22 protein-coding genes and 1 pseudogene are annotated in these 21501 nt (G+C 68.4%); 17 read left to right on the top strand and 6 right to left on the bottom strand.

What is annotated here, in order from left to right:
* The 4 genes and pseudogenes from BST17_RS17240 to BST17_RS17225 form a co-directional block, all read left to right on the top strand.
* A partial coding sequence (locus tag BST17_RS17240; protein ID WP_109750180.1) for an Rv1078 family RDD domain-containing protein occupies positions 1-534 on the top strand: 534 nt, incomplete at its 5' end.
* Between the two features lie 43 nt (positions 535-577).
* Positions 578-1039: pseudogene (locus BST17_RS17235) on the top strand (RDD family protein); the annotation flags it as partial.
* Positions 1040-1222: 183 nt separating this feature from the next.
* The gene (locus tag BST17_RS17230; RefSeq protein ID WP_083060095.1) at positions 1223-2089 is read left to right on the top strand and encodes a DUF2189 domain-containing protein; all 867 of its coding nucleotides are present in this window, start codon (positions 1223-1225) and stop codon (positions 2087-2089) included.
* A gap of 81 nt (positions 2090-2170) precedes the next feature.
* Complete coding sequence (locus tag BST17_RS17225; protein WP_083060093.1) at positions 2171-3343, top strand: cystathionine gamma-synthase; 1173 nt, start codon at positions 2171-2173, stop codon at positions 3341-3343.
* Between the two features lie 76 nt (positions 3344-3419).
* On the opposite strand, the gene BST17_RS17220 is transcribed toward BST17_RS17225, so the two are convergent.
* The 3 genes from BST17_RS17220 to BST17_RS17210 all read right to left on the bottom strand — a co-directional run bounded on the left by BST17_RS17220 (position 3420) and on the right by BST17_RS17210 (position 5208).
* Entirely contained in the window at positions 3420-4073 is a 654-nt protein-coding gene (locus BST17_RS17220; RefSeq protein WP_083060092.1) for a GOLPH3/VPS74 family protein, read from the bottom strand.
* Positions 4074-4084: 11 nt separating this feature from the next.
* Positions 4085-4579: a transcription elongation factor GreA gene (gene greA / locus BST17_RS17215; RefSeq protein ID WP_083060090.1), complete on the bottom strand. Its 495-nt coding sequence runs from the start codon at positions 4577-4579 to the stop codon at positions 4085-4087.
* A 203-nt stretch (positions 4580-4782) separates the two neighbouring features.
* A complete protein-coding gene (locus tag BST17_RS17210) occupies positions 4783-5208 on the bottom strand; it encodes a DUF4307 domain-containing protein (protein ID WP_083060088.1) in 426 nt (141 codons plus the stop codon).
* A 97-nt stretch (positions 5209-5305) separates the two neighbouring features.
* On the opposite strand from BST17_RS17210, the gene mca reads away from it, so the two are divergent.
* The 4 genes from mca to BST17_RS17190 are packed head-to-tail and all read left to right on the top strand — an operon-like array spanning position 5306 to position 8781.
* Positions 5306-6172, top strand: a complete 867-nt coding sequence (gene mca / locus BST17_RS17205; protein WP_083060086.1) for a mycothiol conjugate amidase Mca — start codon at positions 5306-5308, stop codon at positions 6170-6172.
* Positions 6169-6429, top strand: a complete 261-nt coding sequence (locus BST17_RS17200) for a hypothetical protein (protein ID WP_083060085.1) — start codon at positions 6169-6171, stop codon at positions 6427-6429. Before mca ends, BST17_RS17200 begins: the two co-directional genes overlap by 4 nt.
* Positions 6413-8401 carry a thioredoxin domain-containing protein gene (locus tag BST17_RS17195; protein ID WP_083060082.1) on the top strand — a complete coding sequence of 663 codons (1989 nt, stop codon included), beginning with the start codon at positions 6413-6415 and terminating at the stop codon, positions 8399-8401. The genes BST17_RS17200 and BST17_RS17195 overlap by 17 nt, the downstream gene beginning before the upstream one ends.
* Positions 8402-8412: 11 nt before the next feature.
* Positions 8413-8781 carry a nuclear transport factor 2 family protein gene (locus BST17_RS17190; protein WP_083060081.1) on the top strand — a complete coding sequence of 123 codons (369 nt, stop codon included), beginning with the start codon at positions 8413-8415 and terminating at the stop codon, positions 8779-8781.
* Positions 8782-9006: 225 nt separating this feature from the next.
* On the opposite strand, the gene trhA is transcribed toward BST17_RS17190, so the two are convergent.
* On the bottom strand, positions 9007-9744 hold the full coding sequence (gene trhA / locus BST17_RS17185; protein WP_083060079.1) for a PAQR family membrane homeostasis protein TrhA: 738 nt from the start codon (positions 9742-9744) through the stop codon (positions 9007-9009).
* Between the two features lie 56 nt (positions 9745-9800).
* Here trhA and BST17_RS17180 point away from each other — a divergent pair, with 56 nt between their 5' ends.
* The 3 genes from BST17_RS17180 to BST17_RS17170 all read left to right on the top strand — a co-directional run bounded on the left by BST17_RS17180 (position 9801) and on the right by BST17_RS17170 (position 12669).
* A complete protein-coding gene (locus BST17_RS17180) occupies positions 9801-10598 on the top strand; it encodes a (2Z,6E)-farnesyl diphosphate synthase (RefSeq protein WP_083060077.1) in 798 nt (265 codons plus the stop codon).
* 5 nt (positions 10599-10603) lie between these two features.
* Positions 10604-11956: a hypothetical protein gene (locus tag BST17_RS17175; RefSeq protein WP_083060075.1), complete on the top strand. Its 1353-nt coding sequence runs from the start codon at positions 10604-10606 to the stop codon at positions 11954-11956.
* Positions 11957-12267: 311 nt separating this feature from the next.
* The gene (locus BST17_RS17170) at positions 12268-12669 is read left to right on the top strand and encodes a hypothetical protein (protein WP_083060074.1); all 402 of its coding nucleotides are present in this window, start codon (positions 12268-12270) and stop codon (positions 12667-12669) included.
* 25 nt (positions 12670-12694) lie between these two features.
* Here BST17_RS17170 and coaA read toward each other — a convergent pair whose 3' ends face one another.
* Complete coding sequence (gene coaA / locus BST17_RS17165; RefSeq protein ID WP_083060072.1) at positions 12695-13627, bottom strand: type I pantothenate kinase; 933 nt, start codon at positions 13625-13627, stop codon at positions 12695-12697.
* A 30-nt stretch (positions 13628-13657) separates the two neighbouring features.
* On the opposite strand from coaA, the gene BST17_RS17160 reads away from it, so the two are divergent.
* From BST17_RS17160 to BST17_RS17135, 6 genes are all read left to right on the top strand, one after another.
* On the top strand, positions 13658-14854 hold the full coding sequence (locus tag BST17_RS17160) for a DUF885 domain-containing protein (protein ID WP_083060071.1): 1197 nt from the start codon (positions 13658-13660) through the stop codon (positions 14852-14854).
* Positions 14855-14887: 33 nt separating this feature from the next.
* Positions 14888-16342, top strand: coding sequence for a glycine hydroxymethyltransferase (locus BST17_RS17155; protein WP_083060069.1), 1455 nt, complete (start codon positions 14888-14890; stop codon positions 16340-16342).
* A 68-nt stretch (positions 16343-16410) separates the two neighbouring features.
* Positions 16411-17238, top strand: coding sequence for an acyl-ACP desaturase (locus BST17_RS17150; RefSeq protein ID WP_083060068.1), 828 nt, complete (start codon positions 16411-16413; stop codon positions 17236-17238).
* Positions 17239-17440: 202 nt separating this feature from the next.
* On the top strand, positions 17441-18754 hold the full coding sequence (locus BST17_RS17145) for an RNA 5'-3' helicase PhoH2 (protein ID WP_083060066.1): 1314 nt from the start codon (positions 17441-17443) through the stop codon (positions 18752-18754).
* Complete coding sequence (locus BST17_RS17140) at positions 18751-19461, top strand: polysaccharide deacetylase family protein (protein ID WP_083060064.1); 711 nt, start codon at positions 18751-18753, stop codon at positions 19459-19461. Before BST17_RS17145 ends, BST17_RS17140 begins: the two co-directional genes overlap by 4 nt.
* A 35-nt stretch (positions 19462-19496) precedes the next feature.
* Entirely contained in the window at positions 19497-19973 is a 477-nt protein-coding gene (locus BST17_RS17135; RefSeq protein WP_083060063.1) for a PRC-barrel domain-containing protein, read from the top strand.
* Between the two features lie 89 nt (positions 19974-20062).
* Here the strand turns inward: BST17_RS17135 and BST17_RS17130 are convergent, their stop codons facing one another.
* Positions 20063-21481, bottom strand: a complete 1419-nt coding sequence (locus tag BST17_RS17130) for a class II fumarate hydratase (RefSeq protein WP_083060061.1) — start codon at positions 21479-21481, stop codon at positions 20063-20065.
* Positions 21482-21501 lie beyond the last annotated feature (20 nt).

Below are 21501 nucleotides of genomic sequence, written 5' to 3'. Positions count from 1 at the left end.
GGTTTCCCCCCGCCGCCCCCGCCCGGTGCCGGCTTCGCCGGTGCGCTGCCCAAAGCGGCATACACGCCGTGGTTCACCCGCGTACTGGCCTTCCTCATCGACGCCATCCCGGTGCTGATCCTGCAGGGCATCGGCTATGGATTGCTGCTCGGCACCCGGGAGACGGTATGCCTCACCGACACTTCCGAATACGACCTCGGTGAGTTCTGTGCCACCGGTGCGTCCACGCTCGGACAGGTGGCGGTCGCGGTCTGCGGGTTGCTCGCGCTGGCGTACTACCTGTGGAACTACGGCTACCGGCAGGGCACCACAGGGTCCAGCGTCGGCAAGGCCATCATGAAATTCCGGATCGTCGGCGAGGCGACCGGCCGGCCGATCGGATTCGGCATGTCCATCGCACGCCAACTCATCTACGTGGTGGCCAACATCATCTGCTTCCTGCCCTGGCTGGTCGCGGTGCTCTTCCCGCTCTGGGATCCCAAGGCGCAGACGTTGGTCGACAAGCTGGTGAAGACGGTAGCGCTGCCGAACTGACACTGTTCCAGCCCGATCCCGAAGGGGCCCGATGACTCAGCCACCGCCCGAGGTGTACACCCCGTGGGTCAACCGCGTGCTGGCGTTCGTCATCGATCTGATCCCGGTCGCGGTCCTGCAGGGCATCGGGTATGCCCTGCTGCTCGGTACCCGCGAGACGGTGTGCGTCACCGATGATCTCGGCGACTTCTGTACCGCGGGGGCCTCGACGCTGGGCCAGGTGGCTTTCGCGGTCACCTGGATCCTGGCGGTGGTCTATGTGATCTGGAACTACGGTCACCAACAGGGGACGACGGGGTCGAGCCTGGGCAAGAACGTGCTCAAGTTCAAGGTGGTTGCCGAGAACACCGGTCGGCCAATCGGATTCGGCAGATCGATCGTGCGACAGCTGGCCCATGCCGTGGACGCCGTCATCTGTTACGTCGGTTTCCTGTTCCCGCTGTGGGATGCGAAGAGACAGACTCTGGCGGACAAGCTCGTCAAGACGGTGTGCGTGCCGCTGTGACCGGACACCAAGAATTCACCAAGCGCCGGCGCAGACACTCTGGGCCGCAGCCACGCCGAGGAACAGGACACCGTCGGATTCAATGTGATCTTGACCGTCGCCACGGCACCGGCGTGACATAGGCTCACCCCACGCGCCGATGGCGCTGCGTTTGTCAGTACTCAATTCTCACGAGAAGGTGACATGACACAACCGCCTCCTCCGCCGGGCAGCACGCCGCCCGGCGGTTTCCCGCCGCCGTCCGAGAACAACCCGCCGCAGGGTGGGTTCCCGCCCCCGCCGCAGGGCGGCTACGCCCCGCCGCCACCGGGGTACCCGCAGCCGGGTTACCCGGGTGGCCCCGGCCAGTTCGCCGTCGGTGATGCGTTCTCCTGGGCCTGGAACAAGTTCACCAAGAACGCCGCCGCGCTGATCGTCCCGACCCTGGTCTACGCGCTGATCATCGGCGTTCTCGCCGGCATCATCTTCGGGATCGCCACGGCGCTGGCCCCGAGCGGGGTGACCACCTACGACTCCTACGACACCGGCTTCAGCTACGAATACAGCGCCGGCCTCGGTGGAGCCAGCATCTTCGTCATCGTGCTCGGCACCATCCTGCTGTTGGTGTTGTTGGCCGCCATCTCGTCGGCCTACATCGGCGGGGTTCTGGACATCGCCAACGGCGTGCCGGTGAGCATCGGGTCGTTCTTCAAGCCGCGCCTCATCGGTCCCGTCATCGTGGCGACGCTGCTGGTCGGGATCGCCACCGCGCTGGGCAGCCTGCTCTGCTACATCCCGGGCCTGATCGTGTCGATCTTCGCCTTCTTCACCACCGTCGCGCTGATCGATCGCAACCTGTCGGCCATCGACGCGATCAAGACGAGCATCGACATCGCCAAGAACAACTTCGTCCAGGTGTTGATCGCCTGGCTGCTGTACTCGGTGGTCCTCGCCGTCGGATCGTTCGTCTGCTACGTCGGCCTGCTGGTGGCCGCGCCGGTCGCGATCCTGTTCCAGGTGTACGCCTTCCGCCGCCTGACCGGCGGCCAGGTGGCACCGCCGACGCCCTAGCCGGGTCCGGCGCAAGAGACGGGGTGGACCGCAACGGGTCCACCCCGTTTCGTTTGTCGGAGAATGACTACCCTTACCGGCATGGGTGAACAGCGCAGTGCACACGATGCACACCGGTGGCAGGGTCTGGCGACCAGGGCGATCCACGCGGGCTTCCGCCCGGATCCGGCCACCGGTGCCGTCAACGCCCCGATCTATGCCAGTTCCACCTTCGCCCAGGACGGCGTCGGCGGGCTACGCGGCGGCTTCGAGTACGCCCGCACCGGTAACCCCACGCGCGCCGCGCTGGAGGCCTCGCTGGCCGCCGTCGAGCAGGCCGATTTCGGGCGGGCCTTCGCCTCGGGCATGGCGGCCACCGACTGCGTCCTACGGGCGGTGCTGCGCCCCGGGGATCACGTCGTCATCCCCGACGACGCCTACGGCGGCACCTTCCGACTGATCGACAAGGTGTTCACGCAGTGGGGGATTCGCTACACGCCGGTCGCGCTGGCCGAGCTCGACGCCGTCGCCGCCGCGGTGACGCGTGAGACCAAATTGATCTGGGTCGAAACGCCGACCAACCCGCTGCTGTCGATCGCCGATATCGCAGGCATCGCCGAGATCTCCGCAACAGCCGGCGCGAAATTGTTGGTGGACAACACCTTTGCCTCTCCGGCGCTGCAACAGCCGCTGACCCTGGGTGCCGATATCGTGTTGCACTCGACCACGAAGTACATCGGCGGGCATTCCGATGTGGTCGGCGGGGCGTTGCTGACCAGCGACGAGGAACTCGACACCGCGTTCGCATTCCTGCAGAACGGGGCCGGTGCGGTGCCCGGTCCGTTCGACGCCTACCTGACCATGCGGGGCCTCAAGACACTGGTGTTGCGCATGCAGCGGCACAGCGAGAACGCGGCGAAGGTCGCCGAATTCCTGGTCGAGCATCCGGCCATCGAATCCGTGCTCTACCCGGGGCTGCCCAACCACCCCAACCACGAGGTTGCGGCCAAGCAGATGTCCGGCTTCGGCGGCATGATCTCGGTGCGGCTGCGCGGAGGAGTGGCCGCCGCGCGCGATTTCTGCGCCCGCACCGAGATATTCATTCTGGCTGAATCTCTGGGCGGGGTGGAGTCGCTGATCGAGCATCCCGGCGCGATGACGCACGCCTCGACCGCCGGATCTCAGCTTGAGGTACCCGAGGACCTGGTGCGCCTCTCGGTCGGCATCGAGGAGGCCGCCGACCTGCTCGGCGATATCGAACAGGCGCTGCGGTAGCCACTTCCTCCGCCGAGCAGACGCAAACCTGCCCTCTACACCGTGAAAACAGGCAGTTTTGCGTCTGCTCGCCGGATCAGGACGACAGCACCGGCCGCAGCGCTGAGATGGTGACCGCGAGGTTGATCTCGGCCAGTGCGGTGGGTGACTCGTCGATCCAGCTGCCCAGGGCGATCTCGCCGGCGCGGGCGTGCACCCACCGCCAGCCGCGGTCGTTGAGGCTGAGCACCGCGCCGAGGCCGTCGACAGCGTGCAACAGGGAGATGGCCGCGGCGGTCGGTGCCGAGGGTGGCCGGCGATCGAACAGCGCCGCCAGCAGCGCCGCCCGGGCCGGTTCCACCCGGGCACGGGTGCGCAGCGGATAGGCGAACTCTCTGGCCGACAACGGAACCCACTGAATCTGGCCCGCGCGTTCCAGCTGGCCCAGCAGGTGCGGTTCGGCGTCGCGGCTGAGCTTGGCGACGGCCGCGCCCACCTTCGCCGGCCGCCGGGTCAGCAGCGTCCACGCCGGTCCGGTGACCGGGTCCAGCGGGGTGTCACCGGCCAGCGCGACCAGGCGGCCGGCGGGAACGGCATCGCCGTCGGTCGAGGGCCGCACCCGGCACGCCCACGCCAGGTCGAGCAGTATCGCAGCGCCGAGCACACGGTGTCTGCGCTGCCGCTCGAGCCCGGGCTGGGCGGCGGCGTTGTCGAGGAGCAGCAGCAGCAGATCCTCGGCGATCAGGGCCATCGGGGACGGCGTCAGGCGTGATACGGCTCCGCGCTGATCAGGGTGACCTTCACGGTGTTGCCGTTGGGCACGGTGTAGGTGCGGCTCTCGCCTTCCTTGGCGTCGATCAGCGCGCCGCCCAGCGGGGAGTTCGGCGAGTAGACCTCGAGCTTGCCGTCGCTGACGCCCTCCTGGCGGGTGGCGATCAGGAAGGTCTCGGTGTCGTTCTTGTCGTCGTCGTAGTAGACCTTGACCACCGAGCCCGGGAGCGCGACGCCGGACTGCTTGGGGGCCTCGCCGACCTTGGCGTTGTTGAGCAGTTCCTGGAGCTGACGGATGCGCGCTTCCTGCTGGCCCTGCTCCTCGCGGGCGGCGTGGTAGCCACCGTTCTCGCGCAGGTCGCCCTCTTCGCGACGGTCGTTGATCTCGGCGGCGATGACCGGCCGGTTGGCGATCAGCTGATCCAGCTCGGCCTTCAACCGGTCGTAGGCCTCTTCGGTCAGCCAGGTGACCTGGGTATCGGTCATGTCCTCGCGCTCCTGTCGTTGGTCATTTCCCCCGCGACGTATCGCGTGAAAAGGTCGTGTATCGCCGCTGTTGCAGGCGCCGATCGCGCGCAAATGCAGCAATACACGGCTCCAGTGCGGAACCGTGTATGTGACGAGCTTACCACCGCCGGGTCAGCGGGTTTTCATGATTTTGCTGCCCGCAGTTCGTTGCGTCCGCCGCGTCAGGGCGCTACGAGGTAGTCCGGTACGTCGATCCCGCAGCCGTAGATATCACCGACGACCGGCGGTTTCGTCGACTTGACCTCCGTGTCGATCACCACCGAGTCGGCGGTCGACGGCGGGACCAGGACCTCGCGACGGCCGGTCTCGGCGCCGTCGATGGACCGGGCCCGCACGATGCACACCGCCGGGACCGACGGGTCCGAGCGCGTCACGGTGATGGTCACCGCCACCGTCTGGTCGTCGATCAGCCGATACCCGCTCAGCTCGCCCTTCGCATCCGCGGTGCCGAACCGTTGGAACGCGATGACGGCGATGCCGACCCCGACCGCCACAATCAGCAGGAACAGGCCGATCACCAGGCCACGGCGGGTGGCCCGGGGCAGCTTCTGACGCCCGTAGCGGGCGGCGGGGCGGTCGATGGTCAAGGTTTTGGGTGCCCGTCGGTCGGTGGCTTCACGTAGACCTGGAACTATAGGGGTGGCGGGCATACGCGAGAGGGACGCCTTCGTTAGATGAGAGACGATGACTGAATTGCGCTTGATGGCGGTGCACGCCCACCCCGATGATGAATCCAGTAAGGGTGCGGCGACGACCGCACGCTATGCCGACGAGGGCGCCAGGGTGATGGTGGTGACCCTGACCGGCGGTGAACGCGGCGACATCCTGAATCCGGCCATGGACATCCCCGAGGTGCACGGCCGCATTCACGAGGTCCGTCGCGACGAGATGGCGCGCGCCGCCGAGATCCTGGGCGTCGAGCACCACTGGCTGGGCTTCGTCGACTCCGGGCTGCCCGAGGGCGATCCGTTGCCCCCGTTGCCGGAGGGCTGCTTCGCCCTGGTGCCGCTGGAGGAGCCGGTCGAACGCCTGGTCCGGGTGATCCGCGAGTTCCGCCCGCACGTGCTGACCACCTACGACGAGAACGGTGGTTACCCGCACCCGGATCACATCCGTTGCCACGAGGTGTCGGTCGCGGCGTATGAGGCGGCCGCCGATCACGTGCGCTTCCCCGATGCGGGCCCGCCGTGGGCGGTGTCCAAGCTGTACTACAACCACGGTTTCCTGCGGCAGCGCATGCAGGTGCTGCAGGACGAGTTCACCAAGCACGGCCAGGAGGGCCCGTTCGCGAAGTGGTTGGAGAACTGGGACGCCGAGGAGGACATCGTCGAGAAGCGGGTGACCACCCGGATCGAATGCGCGAAGTACTTCACCCAGCGTGACGAGGCGCTGATAGCGCACGCCACCCAGATCGACCCCAAGAGCTTCTTCTTCACCACCCCGATGGAGTGGCAGCAGCGACTCTGGCCGACCGAGGAGTTCGAGCTCGCGCGGTCCCGGGTTGCCGTGCAGCTGCCCGAAACCGACCTGTTCGCCGGAATCGAGCCATGACTGACCTGCTTCTGATCGCCGCCACCCTGCTCGCCGAGGAAGGTGGGCCGCGCCAGACCGGCCCGGACTTCGGTAAGGCCAGTCCCGTCGGCCTGCTGGTGCTGGTGCTGCTGCTGGTCGGCACCTTCGCGCTGGTGTTCTCGATGAACCGGCACCTCAAGCGGCTGCCGGAGTCGTTCGACCCCGAGCATCCCGAACCCGACCAGGCTGTCGACGAGGGCACGACGAATGAGTTCAAGGGTGACGCCAAGGGGTAACGCCCTGGGCGAGGCCACCAGCCCGTACCTGCGCCAGCACGCCGACAATCCGGTGCACTGGCAGCAGTGGACGCCGGCCGCGTTGGCCGAGGCGGCGCGCCGCGATGTGCCGATCCTGCTGTCGATCGGATATGCGGCGTGTCACTGGTGCCATGTGATGGCCCACGAATCCTTCGCCGACGACGAGGTGGCGGCGGCGGTCAACGACCATTTCGTCTGCATCAAGGTCGACCGGGAGGAACGGCCCGACCTGGACGCGGTCTACATGAACGCCACCGTCGCGTTGACCGGCCAGGGCGGCTGGCCGATGACATGCTTCCTCACCCCGGACGGCCGTCCCTTCTTCTGTGGCACGTACTACCCGAAAGACGGCTTCTTACAACTCCTTTCTGCCGTCAAGGAAACCTGGCGGGATCGCCGTGACGAGGTCGAACGGGCTTCCGACGAGATCGCCGGTGAGCTGCGGGCGATGAGCGCGGGGCTGCCCGGTTCCGGTCCGGCGCTGGCGGCGACGTTGTGCGATGACGCCGTCGCCGCCGTGCTGCGCGACGAGGACGTGGCCCGCGGCGGTTTCGGGCAGGCGCCGAAGTTCCCACCGTCGATGCTGCTGGAAGCGCTGCTGCGCCATCACGAGCGCACCGGGTCATCCGATGCGCTGGCGGCAGTGCAACGGGCCGGCGCGGCGATGGCCCGAGGTGGCATCTATGACCAGTTGGCCGGAGGCTTCGCCCGCTACAGCGTGGACGCCGAGTGGGTGGTGCCGCATTTCGAGAAGATGCTCTACGACAACGCACTGCTGCTGCGCTGCTACGCGCACTGGGCGCGCCGCACATCGGATCCGTTGGCGCGCAGGGTCGCCGAGGAGACCGCGAGGTTCATCATCGACGGGCTCGGTGCGGACGGACTGTTCACCTCGTCGCTGGACGCCGACGCCGCCGGGGTGGAGGGGCTGACCTACGTCTGGACACCTGCGCAGTTGCGAGAGGTGCTCGGAGCTGACGCCGGCTGGGCGGCAGCACTTTTCGGGGTCACCCCCACCGGGACGTTCGAACACGGCAGCTCGGTGCTGCAGCTGCGGGCCGATCCCGACGACTGGAACCGCTACGAGCGGGTACGTGCGGGGCTGCGGGCGGCGCGGGCGCAGCGGCCCCAACCCGGGCGCGATGACAAGGTGGTGACCGCGTGGAATGCGATGGCGATCACCGCGCTGATCGAGGCCTCGGTGGCGCTGGGCTCCCGCGAATTCCTGAATGCCGCCGTCACCTGTGCGCGTCAACTGCTGGCGCTACACCTTGTCGACGGCCGACTGCGTCGGGCCAGCCTGGGCGGCGTGGTCGGCGACAGCGCGGCGATCCTGGAGGACTATGCGACACTGGCCACCGCACTGTGCTTCGTCTACCAGCAGACCGGGACCACATCGTGGCTGACCGTGGCGACCGGTCTGCTCGACACCGCGTTGGACCACTTCGCCGATCCCCAGCATCCGGGCCAGTGGTTCGACACCGCCGACGACGCTGAGGCGCTCGTGCTGCGACCCGCCGACCCGCTGGACGGTGCCACCCCGGCGGGGGCGTCGGCGATAGCCGAGGCATTGCAGTTGGCCGCACACCTGAGCGCCGACCCGCGCTACCGGGCGGCCGCCGACGCCACGCTGGCCGCGGCGACCACGGTGTTGGCGAAAGCGCCACGCTCAGGCGGGCATTGGCTCGCGGTCGCCGAGGCCGCGGTGCGCGGGCCGATCCAGATCGCGGTGGCCTGCGACCCGGCGAACTCGCAGCTGCTGGCCGCGGCCCGCACGCTGGCGCCCGGGGGAGCGGTCGTCGTCGGGGGTGCGGTCGACTCGGGCGAACTGCTGATGGGGCGCGACCGCGTCGGCGGCAAGGACGCGGCCTATGTCTGCCGCGGCCGGGTGTGCGACCTGCCCGTGACGACCGTCGCCGATCTTGATGTCGCGCTGCGACGCCCCGTGTAGCGTGGCCGGACATGAGCTTCGAGCCGGATGTCTTGCAAGGATTCGTGCAGCGCTACCTCGACACCGCTGCCAAGGGCAGTTCCGATGAGGTGGCCGCGCTCTACGCCGAGGACGCCACGTTGGAGGACCCGGTGGGCGGTGGCGAGGTGCACATCGGCCGGCAGGCCATCGCCGGGTTCTACAAGAACATCGACGGCGTCGAGGTGAGCACCGAGCTGCTGTCCTTCCGGGCCGGCGGCACCGAGGCCGCATTCGTGTTCGCCATCACCGTGGGCGGGGCGATGCGCATCGAGCCCATCGAGGTGATGACGTTCAACGGCGAGGGACTCATCACGTCGATGAAGGCGTACTGGGGCCCGTCGAACATCACCCAGCTCTAGCCTCCCGTTCCCGGCGAGCGTGCGTGTCTGCACCCGACACGCCGCCCGCACAGCGGAGTTCGCGCACGCTCACCGGGGTGTCGCGCGTTCGCGCTCAGGGTCGCGGAGTGAGGACCGGTGGGGTCGAGCTGATCCACGAGCGTGCGCATACGTCGCGACGAGCGTGCACAAACTCGCCCGATGACCCGGCGTGTTGCCCGCAAACACGCACGCTCGGCGGAAAGGTCAGAAGACGGCGAACCACATCGCGATGTAGTGGCAGATCGCCGCGACTGCGGTGCAGGCGTGGAAGAACTCGTGGTGACCGAATGTCGTCGGCCACGGGTTGGGCCACTTCAGCCCGTAGAGCACCCCGCCGATCGAATACAGCGCGCCGCCGACGATCAGCAGCACCACCGCGGCCACCCCGGCACCGTCCATGATCGGACCGATGAACCACGCGGCCACCCAGCCCAGCAGCAGGTACAGCGGCACGCCGACCCACGCGGGCGCCGACGGCCAGAACATCTTGAGTAGCACTCCGGCGATCGCACCGCCCCACACGATCCAGAACAGCACCATGCCCTTCTCGGACGGCAGTGCCAGCAGGGCGAACGGCGTGTAACTGCCTGCGATGAAGACGAAGATCATCGAATGATCCAGGCGCTTCATCCATTTGCGGGCGCGAGCCGACGTCCAGGTCACCCGGTGGTAGGTCCCGCTGACGGCGAACATCGCCACGATCGTGAACGTGTAGAGCAGGGTCGCCAGGCCGGCCCGGGTCGACTCCATCGACCATGACACCGCCACCAGAGCGGCGCCGGCGATGAAGGCCACGACGGCCGAGTACACGTGGATCCAGCCGCGGGCCCGCGGCCGTCCGAGGAACTGTGCGACGCCTTCGGCGACAGCTTCGGGCAGATCTTCGGCCGCGCGCACTGCTGCTGAGCGGTACGGCCGGCTCGAGTTGATCGGTGTGGACATGTCACCTCCCCTGAGTGGCACGGAATAGCCCAGGCATCACAGTAGTCTTGATGGCTGTGGAGATCATTCCGCCGCGACTCAAAGAGCCGGCCTACCGGCTGTACGAAATGCGGTTGCGTCGCGAGTTGGCGCAGGCCAGGTCTGAGCTCCCGCGCCACATCGCGGTGTTGTGTGACGGTAATCGCCGATGGGCCCGCGACGCCGGCTTCGACGATGTCAGCTACGGCTACCGCAGGGGTGCGGCCAAGATCGCCGAGATGCTGCGCTGGTGCCAGGCCGCCGGCATCGAGCTGACGACGGTGTATCTGCTGTCCACCGAGAACCTGCAACGCGATCCGGACGAACTGGCCCAGCTCATCGAGATCATCACCGATGTCGTCGAGCAGATCTGCGCGCCCGACAACCATTGGAGCGTGCGCACCGTCGGAGACCTGGAGCTGCTCGGCGAGGAGCCGGCGCGTCGACTGCGCGACGCGGTCGAGGGCACGGCCGGCACCGCGGCACCCGGGGCACTGCAGGTCAACGTCGCGGTCGGCTACGGCGGCCGGCAAGAGATCGTCGACGCGGTACGCGGCCTACTGGGCAAGGAACTCGCCAACGGAGCCACCGCCGAACAGCTCGTCGAGTCCGTGACCGTCGAGGCCATCTCGGAGAACCTCTACACCTCCGGTCAACCCGACCCGGACCTCGTCATCCGGACCTCCGGTGAGCAACGTCTCTCCGGATTCCTGTTGTGGCAGAGCGCCTATTCGGAGATGTGGTTCACCGAGGCGCACTGGCCGGCATTCCGCCGGGTCGACTTCCTGCGCGCGTTGCGCGACTTCACCATGCGACACCGCAGGCACGGGCTGTAGCGCTCATGGCGGGCCTGTCGGCGGTCGTCTTCGCGCTCAGCTGGTGGCTCGGGTTGTATCTGCTGGCGCGCGACCCCCGCAAGCCGGTGCTGGTGCTGGCCGCGGCCGGGCTGACCAGCTTCGCCGGCGTCGTCGCGCTGGACGCCGTGCGCGTCGTCACCGGGTCGGCGTTGCTCAGCCAGATCGAGGTGTTCCTGGTGGTGCTGCCCGGCATCTTCTGGTTCGCGGTGCTGGTCGAGCTGTCCCGGCCCATCGACACCTGGCGCAGCCGGGTGGGGGAGATCGCCCTGGTGTGCGCGGTCGCCGCCGTCGCGTTCACCGGTGCCGCGCTGGCCGGCAGCGTCGACGGGCCGCTGCGTGCCGGGCACTGGCTGATGTTCGCCGCGGTGTCGCTGCCGTCGCTGGGCGCGATGGTCACCGCCATGCTGCGCCCCGCCCAACCGGTCCCGGTGGTCCGTTTCGTTCTGGTCGCGACGCTGTTCTTCGCGCTCGGCAACGCCATCCTGGTCATCCCGCTCGGACTGCTGCCGAGCTGGCTGGCGTTGGCGTCCACCGGTTTCGACGTAGCCCTGCTCGGAGTGGCGGTCGCACTCTGGGATGCGTTCGACGAAGGCCAGGCGCTGCGGGCCGACATGCTGCGGTCGGTGCTCGGCACGTCCGCGATCGCCGTCCTGTTCGGTGGGCAGGCCGTCATCGGGCTGGCGGTCGCCGGGGATTCGGCGCAGACGGCGTTGACGGTGCTGCTGTTCACCAGCCTCGCCGTTGCCATCGCCATCAACGTGTTGGCCGATCCGCTGGCCGGAGTGCTGGACCGGGTGACGTTCTCGCCGGCGCTGCGGGCCGACCGGGCGGCGCTGCGCAGCACCGAGGCAGCGCTGCCGTTGCGATCGGACAACCCGCTGGATCAGCTCGACGACGACACCTTCGCCCGGCTCACCCGCCGGGCGCTGGGGCACTACGGGGACCTGTCCAAACTGGTCGCCAGCCCGTTGACCGCGCTGCCGGTCATCGACGAGCGGCTGGCCGCCCGCGGCGCCGCGGACCAACCGCTGGAGCGGGCCAACGAACTGCGGGCCCTGCTGGCCGACCGGATCGCCGCGCTCAAACCGCGCGACGGCGGCGACTTCGGCACCGGCGAACAGTGGCGGCACTACAACTCGCTGTATTTCCCGTACGTCGTCGGGGTGCGCGCCTACGCCCAGAACGCCACCGCGGCCGGGCTGGATCCGGTGGCCCGGCAGGCCTGGCAGTGGTTGGTCACCGATGTCCCGCAGCGTTCGCTGCACAACTGGCAGAACGCCGCGGCCCGGGTGATCGCCGCCGACCTGCGTGGCGCGCAGGTGCTGTCGACGAGCTGATACCTCGGCCTCGTCCCTCGGCCGCATCGGCGCTGACTCCGGTCGATAGGTCGCTTCTCCTCGGCCTCGTCCCTCGGCCGCATCGGCGCTGACCTGCGCCTGGCAGTAGTTGGCAGCATTCGGCGTCGAACTGGCAGCGACCGCCGAGCAGGCTCAGAGGTGTCAGAAGCAGTCCGGCCAACCGGTGCGGGACGTCACGCACACGTGGGGAGCAGACGCCCACGTGTCGAGGCTTGCGGGACGTTCCCGCGCCGGTCTCCTCCTCACGCACCGTCGAATTCACCGTTGATTTCACCGCCGAAAGGAAGACCATGTCCGCCATCACCGCCCCCAGCTCCGTCGGCACCGACGGTCTGCTCCGCTTCGCCATGCGTCTGGACGCAGTCCTGGTCGGGATCACCGGGATCCCGTTCGTGGCCGCCCCCGGCTGGCTCTCCTCGCTGACCGGGGTGCCCGTCGCCGTCGAACTCGGTCTCGGCATCTTCTTCCTGCTGTACGGGGTCGGCGTCTACTGGCTCGCCGGCCGCGCGCACGTCCGACCGGGTGCCATCGCCACCATCACCATGAACGCGTTGTTCACCATCGGGTTCGTCGCCGCCGAGGTGTCCGGCATCTGGCCGCTGACCACCGCGGGCATCGCGCTGCTGCTCGGCGGCGCCGCCTACACCGCGATCGTCGGCGCCGTGCAGTACATCGGTCTGCGCAGGCTCTGATACGACGGCTGCGGCTGCCTGGCCGTCAGAGCTTGCGCAGCCGCAGCCGGTTGATCGAGTGGTCGGAATCCTTGCGCAACACCAGGGTGGCCCGCGGGCGGGTCGGCAGGATGTTGTCGATCAGGTTGGGCCGGTTGATCGAATGCCAGATGTCGCGCGCGGCGAACACCGCCTGCTCATCGGTGAGCGTCGCATAGTGGTGGAAGTGCGAGGCCGGGTTGGCGAACGCACCGGCCCGCATCGACAGGAACCGGGATATGTACCACTCCTCGATGTCCTCCAGTCGCGCATCGACGTAGATCGAGAAGTCGAACAGGTCGGAGACCATCAGTGCCGGACCGGTCTGCAGGACGTTGAGTCCCTCCAGGATCAGGATGTCGGGCTGACGGATCAGCTGCTTCTCACCGGGCACGATGTCGTAGATCAGGTGCGAGTACACCGGCGCGCAGGCCTGGTCGGCACCGGACTTCACCGCGGTGACGAAGCGCATCAGCGCGCGGCGGTCGTAGCTCTCGGGAAAACCCTTGCGATGCATCAGGTTCCGCCGGGCCAACTCGGCATTCGGGTAGAGAAAGCCGTCGGTGGTGACCAGGTCGACGCGCGGATGGTGCTCCCAGCGACCCAGCAGCGCCCGCAGCACGCGGGCGGTGGTCGACTTGCCGACGGCGACACTGCCGGCCACCCCGATGACGAATGGCACCGGGCGGTCCGGGTTCTGCTCGCCGAGGAACTCCGCGGTGGCGGCGAACAACCGCTGGTGTGCGGCGACCTGCAGGTGGATGAGGCGGGCCAGCGGCAGATAGACGTCCTCTACCTCGGCGAGATCGATCTGTTCGCCCAGGCCGCGCAATCCGGTGAGTTCGGCTTCGGTCAGCTTCAACGGGGTGGACATGCGCAACGAGCGCCATTGGGTCCGGTCGAACTCCACATATGGGCTCGGCTCGCTGGGCCGCGGCATATCGCAAGTCTTGCATTTACGGTTGACGGTATGAACGCCAGCACCCTCATTGATGAATATCTCTTGCTCGGTCTGCGCTTCGACCGGGTCGAGGAGGGCTACGTCGACTCGTTCACCGGTGACCCGGCGCTGCGCCAACGGGTGGCCGACGAACCTGCGCCCGACCCGGCCGACCTGGCGCGCCAGGCCCGCCGCCTGCTGGCCGAGGTGCCCGGCGCCGAGGGCCTCGACGCGCAGCGCGCCGACTATCTGGCCGCCCACCTCAAGGCGCTGGCCTGCGCCGGGCGCAAGTTCGCCGGCGAGGACGTCGGCTTCGTCGAGGAGGTGCGCGAGTACTTCGACGTCGACATCGCCAAAGGCGAGCAGGACCGCTACCGCGACGCGCACCGCCGACTCGACGAGGCGCTCGGCGGTACCGGCCCGCTGGACCAGCGCCTGCAGGCCTACCGGCAGTCCGAGGAGATCCCGCCGCACCGGCTCGAGGAGTGCATCCACGCCTTCTCCTCGGCGCTGCGCGACACCGTGCGAGCGACCTATCCGCTGCCCGAGCGCGAGACCATCACCTATGAGGTGGTCACCGACAAACCATGGTCGGGCTTCAACTACTACAAGGGCGACTACCAGTCCACGGTCGCGGTCAACGCCGACCTCAAACAGCAGATGTCCAACCTGCCGCGCCTCGTCGCGCACGAGTCGTACCCGGGCCATCACACCGAGCACTGCCGCAAGGAGGCCGGCCTGGTGGCCGGACAGGACCAGCAGGAGCAGACCATCTTCCTGGTCAACACCCCGCAGTGCCTGATGGCGGAGGGTTTGGCCGACCTGGCGCTGTATGCGGTGCAGGGTCCGCAGTGGGGGCGGTGGGCGGCCGAGATCTACGCCGATCTGGGTCTGCGCTTCGACGGGGAGCGGTCGGCCGCGATCTCCGAGGCGGCCGCCGCGCTCGCCGATGTCCGCCAGGACGCCGCGCTGATGTTGCATGACGAGCACAAAGACGTCGACGACGTGGCCGCCTACCTGAGCCAGTGGCTGCTGGTCACCGACGAGCGGGCCCGGCAGATGCTGCGCTTCCTGTCCTCGCCGCTGTGGCGGGCCTACACCAGCACCTACGTCGAGGGTTACCGGCTGCTGCGCGGCTGGCTGGACGACCGGCCCGCCGAGGTGTCGCTGACCGAGCGGTTCGGCCGGCTCCTCGATGAGCCGCTCATCCCGTCCAGCCTGCGCTGACGGGGCGTGTGGGCAGGGCGATAGGCTTGTCCCATGACTGCTGACTCGTCGATTTCCGCCCCCGGCACCGAATACGCCGCCACCGCCAGTGAGGCGTACCGCGCCGCGCTGGCGGTCATCGAGTCCGTCGAGCCCCGGATCGCCGATGCGACGCGCAAAGAGCTTGCCGATCAACGTGATTCGCTCAAGCTGATCGCCAGCGAGAACTACGCCTCGCCGGCCGTGCTGCTGACCATGGGCACCTGGTTCTCCGACAAGTACGCCGAGGGCACCGTCGGGCACCGCTTCTACGCGGCCTGCCAGAACGTCGACACCGTGGAGTCGCTGGCCGCCGAGCACGCCCGCGAGCTCTTCGGCGCCCCCTACGCCTACGCCCAGCCGCACTCCGGTATCGACGCGAACCTGGTCGCCTTCTGGGCCATCCTGGCCACCCGGATCGAGGCCCCCGGCCTGGCCGAACTCGGCGCCAAGCACGTCAACGACCTGTCCGAACAGGACTGGGAGAAGCTGCGCAACAAGCTGGGCAACCAGCGACTGCTGGGCATGAGCCTGGACACCGGCGGCCACCTCACGCACGGCTTCCGGCCCAACATCTCGGGCAAGATGTTCCACCAGCGCAGCTACGGCACCGACGCGCAGACCGGGCTGATCGACTACGACGCCGTCGCCGCCGCGGCCCGCGAGTTCAAGCCGCTGATCCTGGTGGCCGGCTACTCCGCCTACCCGCGCCGGGTGAACTTCGCCAAGATGCGCGAGATCGCCGACGAGGTGGGCGCCACCCTGCTGGTCGACATGGCGCACTTCGCCGGTCTGGTCGCGGGCAAGGTGTTCACCGGCGACGAGGACCCGGTGCCGCACGCCCACGTCACCACGACCACCACGCACAAGTCGCTGCGCGGCCCGCGCGGTGGTCTGGTGCTGGCCACCGAGGAGTACGCACCGGCCGTGGACAAGGGCTGCCCGATGGTGCTCGGCGGCCCGCTGAGCCATGTGATGGCCGCCAAGGCGGTCGCGCTGGCCGAGGCCCGCCAGCCCGCCTTCCGCGAGTACGCGCAGGCCGTCGCCGACAATGCCCAGTCGCTGGCCGAGGGGTTCACCAAGCGGGGCGCGAACCTGGTCACCGGCGGCACCGACAACCACCTGGTGCTGCTCGACGTCACCTCGTTCGGGCTGACCGGCCGGCAGGCCGAGTCCGCGCTGCTGGACGCCGGTGTGGTCACCAACCGCAACGCCGTCCCGGCGGATCCGAACGGCGCCTGGTACACCAGCGGCATCCGGTTCGGCACCCCGGCACTGACCACCCGCGGATTCGGGGCCGCCGAGTTCGACAAGGTCGCCGAACTGGTCGTCGACGTGCTGTCCAACACCCAGGCCGAGGGTTCCTCGAAGGCCAAGTACACGATTGCCGACGGTGTCGCCGACCGGGTGCACGCAGCCTCGGCGGAGATCCTGGCCGCCAACCCGCTCTACCCCGGGCTGACGCTGTAGCGACGTTCGCGGCGTGACACGCGGCACGCAATTTCGAGGAACGTGTGTCGACGGGTTACATTTACTTTATGGCTGAGAAACCCGTTGCCAATGCGCTGACCCTCGAACTCGAGCCGGTCGTCGGCGAGAACCTGTCTCGCCACCTCGCCACCGAGGAGCCCTGGTACGGACACGACTACGTGCCCTTCGACCAGGGTGAGAACTTCGCCTTCCTGGGCGGCAAGGACTGGGACCCGTCCGATGTGACGCTGCCCAAGCCGGTCACCGATGCCTGCGAGATCCTGCTCATCACCAAGGACAACCTCGCCGGGTACCACCGCGAACTCGTCGAGCACTTCATCCTCGAAGACCAGTGGGGCCGCTGGCTGGGCCGGTGGACCGCCGAGGAGCATCTGCACGCCGTCGCGCTGCGCAACTACCTCGTCGTCACCCGCGAGGTGGACCCGACGGCCAACGAGGACGTCCGCGTCGAGCACGTGATGAAGGGCTACCGGGCCGACCGGCTGACCCAGATCGAGACGCTGGTGTTCATGGCGTTCTTCGAGCGGTCGCACGCGGTGTTCACCCGCAACCTGCAGGCCCAGACCCCCGAGCCGACCCTCAACGGTCTGGTCGGGCGCATCGCCTCCGACGAGGAGCGGCACGCGGTGTTCTTCGCCAACCTGGTCGCGCACTGCCTGGGCACCGCCCGTGCCGAGACGGTCGCCGCGATCGCCTCGCAGGCCGCCGCGCTCGACGTGGTCGGCGGGGATATCGACGCCTACGCCGACAAACGCGCCGAGGTGGCCGCGGCGGGCATCTTCGACGAGGCCGCCAAACGCCTGGTGATCGCCGACCTGATCACCTCCTGGGGCGTGGCGCAGGAACCAGAGTTGAAAGAGTTCACCGGCGCGTAACCTGTTGTGCCGGTTGACCCGGCGCGCCTGCCGCGCGGACCCCGCGCAGCGGGAGTAGCGTCGAAGTCGATGGCTAGCGAATTGCTTTGCTGTCCGGGCGGTACCGAACCTCTTCACGAGAACGGGACCGGCCCCGGTCCTGGTACCGCGCGTGCCCGCCGAAACGCCTTCGCGGGGCTCGCGGAGGTTCTAGGAGCGCCTCGTGACCGATTCGCCGATCCGGACCTACGTGCTCGACACCTCCGTGCTGCTGTCCGATCCCTGGGCAATTACACGGTTCGCCGAGCATGAGGTGGTCGTCCCACTCGTGGTTATCAGCGAGTTGGAGGCCAAACGGCACCATCACGAACTCGGCTGGTTCGCCCGCCAATCCCTGCGACTGCTCGACGACCTCCGACTCGATCACGGCCGCCTCGATCAGCCGATTCCGATCGGTACCGAAGGCGGGACGCTACAGGTCGAGCTCAACCACAGTGACCCGAACGTGCTGCCGTCGGGGTTCCGCAACGACAGCAACGACGCCCGCATCCTGACCGTCGCGGCCAACCTGGCCGCCGAGGGCAAGCTGGTCACCCTGGTCAGCAAGGACATCCCGCTGCGGGTCAAGGCCGGCGCGGTCGGTCTGACCGCCGACGAGTACCACGCGCAGGACGTGGTGACCTCGGGCTGGACCGGGATGGGCGAGCTCGACGTCAGCGCCGAGGACATCGACACGCTGTTCGCCGATGGTGATCTGGACCTGGCGTCGGCACGGGATCTGCCCTGCCACACCGGCGTTCGGCTGCTCGGTGGCAGCTCCTCGGCGCTCGGCCGGGTCAATGCCGAGAAGCGCGTGCAGCTGGTGCGCGGTGACCGCGAAGTGTTCGGCCTCCGGGGAAGGTCAGCCGAACAACGCGTCGCCCTCGATCTGCTGCTCGACGAATCGGTCGGCATCGTCTCCCTCGGCGGCAAGGCGGGCACCGGCAAGTCCGCGCTGGCACTGTGTGCCGGGCTGGAGGCCGTCCTCGAGCGGCGCACCCAGCGCAAGGTCGTGGTGTTCCGGCCGCTGTACGCCGTCGGCGGCCAGGACCTGGGCTACCTGCCCGGCAGTGAGAGCGAGAAGATGGGCCCGTGGGCGCAGGCCGTCTTCGACACCCTGGAGGGGCTGGCCAGCCCGGCGGTGCTGGAGGAGGTGCTCTCCCGCGGGATGCTGGAAGTGCTTCCGCTGACCCATATCCGCGGCCGGTCACTGCACGATTCGTTCGTGATCGTCGACGAGGCGCAGTCGCTGGAGCGCAATGTGCTGCTGACGGTGCTGTCCCGGCTGGGGTCGGGATCGCGGGTGGTGCTGACCCACGATGTCGCCCAGCGCGACAACCTGCGCGTCGGTCGGCATGACGGGGTGGCTGCGGTCATCGAGAAGCTCAAGGGCCACCCGCTGTTCGCGCACATCACGCTGACGCGCAGCGAGCGGTCCCCGATCGCGGCGCTGGTCACCGAGATGCTGGAGGAGATCAGCCCCAACGCCCTGCCATGAGAGTGTTTTGTGGAGTCGCAGCCGTACTCATTGCGGCTGCGACTCCACAAGTCGCGCATGCCGAGACCGTCGACTGCGCGGTCGCCAAGTGCGTCGCGCTCACCTTCGACGACGGGCCCGCACCGCACACCGACCGGTTGCTGCGGGTGCTGACCGACAGTGACGCGCGCGCGACGTTCTTCCTGATCGGTGACAAGGTCGCGGCCGACCCGGCCGGTGCGGCGCGGATCGCCGCTGCGGGCATGGAAATCGGCAACCACACCTGGAACCACCCGGATCTGACCGCGATCCCCGCCGACCAGATCCCCGCGCAACTCAGCCGTGCCACCGATGCGATCGTCGCGGCGACCGGGCAGCACCCCACGCTGCTGCGTCCGGGGTTCGGCAAGGTCGACGACCGGGTGCTCGCCGAGGCGGGCAGACAGGGCCTGTCGGTCGTGAACTGGGACGTCGTCCCCTACGACTGGATTCACGACACCGACATCGCGGCCAGTCGGGCCCTGCTGATGAGCCAGATGCAGCCGGGGTCGGTGGTGCTGTTGCACGATATCTTCGGCTCCACGGTCGACCTCGTCGAACAGTTCATCCCGGTCCTCCGCGCCAACGGCTACCACCTGGTGACCGCCGGGCAGCTGCTCGGGCCGAGGGCGCCGGGTTCGCTGTACGGGGGCGTGGACAACGGCCCGCCGGTGAACGCGTTGCGCTGACGTTTACCGATTTCGGCATCCGGATATCCGAAGGCATGGCGACCTTGGTGGAGCAGTACGTGGGCGCGACCGCCTACGACGTGTCGGGCGAGAAGATCGGCAAGATCGACAAGCTGTTCGTCGACGACAAATCCCGCGCACCCCGATGGGCGCTGGTGCGGACCGGGTTCCTGGGCATGTCACATTCGGTGGTTCCGCTGGCCGGGTCGCGGCTCGGCGACGGAGCCGTCTCCCTCACCGTCGACAAAGAGGCGGTCAAGAATGCGCCGGGCGTGCAGACCGAAGAGGGCATCACGGTCGACGAGGCCCACCGGCTGAGCCGCCACTACCGCCTCGACGAGGAGCAGCCCGAGGCGCCGCCCCCGCCGGAGCCCAGCCACCACGCCTCGGTGCTGCACATCGCCTCTGCCGCTGCGGGTATCGGCGGCACCGCGGTGAACACCGCGGCCTACACCGATACCAGCGCCGAGGAACCGCCCGCCGAGCCGACGTCGAACCAGTCGCCTGGTTGACGGCGACCGAATGCCACGTGTCCACCAGACACGTGTACCCCCAACAGCACCGGCTGTCGGGGGTACACGCGACTGCTCGCGGGGTAGAGCTACTCGCCCGGCTTGACCTTCGCCATGGCCAGCACGTCGAGGCGCTTGTCCAACTCGGCCTCGGACAGCTTGTCGCCGATCAGCCCGCGGTCGATCACCGTCTGCCGGATGGTCTTGCGTTCCTTGAGGGCCTCCTTGGCGACCTTGGCGGCCTCCTCGTAGCCGATCGCCGAGTTCAGCGGCGTCACGATGGACGGTGACGACTCGGCCAGCTCACGCAGGTGCGCCTCGTTGGCCACCAGGCCGTCGATGCACTTGCTGGCGAACAACTTCGAGACGTTGGACAGCAGCGTGAAGGACTCCAGCACGTTGCGGGCCATCATCGGGATGTAGACATTGAGCTCGAAGGCGCCGGACAGTCCGCCGACGGTGACGGCGGCGTCGTTGCCGATGACCTGGGCGGCCACCTGCGTCACGGCCTCGGGGAGCACCGGGTTGACCTTGCCCGGCATGATCGAGCTGCCCGGCTGCAGGTCGGGCAGCTGCAGTTCGCCCAGCCCGGTCAGCGGGCCGGAGCCCATCCAGCGGATGTCATTGGCGATCTTGGTCAGCGACACCGCGATGGTCTTCAGTGCGCCCGACGCCTCGACCAGCCCGTCGCGGGCGGCCTGGGCCTCGAAAGAATCCTTGGCGGTGCGCAATTCGGCGATACCGGTCTGGTCGACCAGCACCTCGACGACCTTGGCGCCGAACCCGTCGGGGGCATTGAGGCCGGTGCCGACGGCGGTCCCGCCGATGGCCAGCTCACCCAGGCGGGGCAGCGTCGCCTTGACGCGTTCGATGCCTGCCTCGATCTGGCGGGCGTAGCCACCGAACTCCTGGCCCAGTGTGACCGGCACCGCGTCCATCAGGTGGGTGCGGCCGGACTTGACGGTGGTGCGCCACTGGCGGGCCTTGACCGACAGCGACTCGTGCAGAATTTCCAGCGCCGGGATCAGGTGGCGCACAGCGGCTTCCGTCGCCGCGATATGGGTCGCGGTGGGGAAGGTGTCATTGGAGCTCTGCGACATGTTGACATCGTCGTTGGGGTGGATCGTCACGCCATTTGCCGCCGCGATGGACGCGATGACCTCGTTGGCGTTCATGTTGGAGCTGGTGCCCGACCCGGTCTGGAACACGTCGATGGGGAACTGGTCGTCGTGGCGGCCATCGGCGATCTCGGCGGCTGCGGCGATGATGGCGTCGGCCTTGTCGGCCGCCAGCAGACCGAGGTCCTTATTCACCTGGGCGCAGGCGCCCTTGAGCAGACCCATGGCGCGGATCTGAGTGCGCTCCAGCGGGCGGAACGAGATCGGGAAGTTCTCCACGGCCCGTTGGGTCTGGGCGCGCCACAGCGCGTTCTTGGGAACCCGGACCTCGCCCATGGTGTCGTGCTCGATGCGGTATTCGGTCTTGTCGACGTCGGTGTCGGCGCTCATTCGCTTCCTGTTCCTTGGTG

This window comes from Mycolicibacterium bacteremicum (assembly GCF_002086115.1).
Lineage (GTDB): Bacteria > Actinomycetota > Actinomycetes > Mycobacteriales > Mycobacteriaceae > Mycobacterium > Mycobacterium bacteremicum.
The sequence above is the reverse complement of the archived record's forward strand: the minus strand, read 5'-3'. Positions and strand labels throughout refer to the sequence as shown.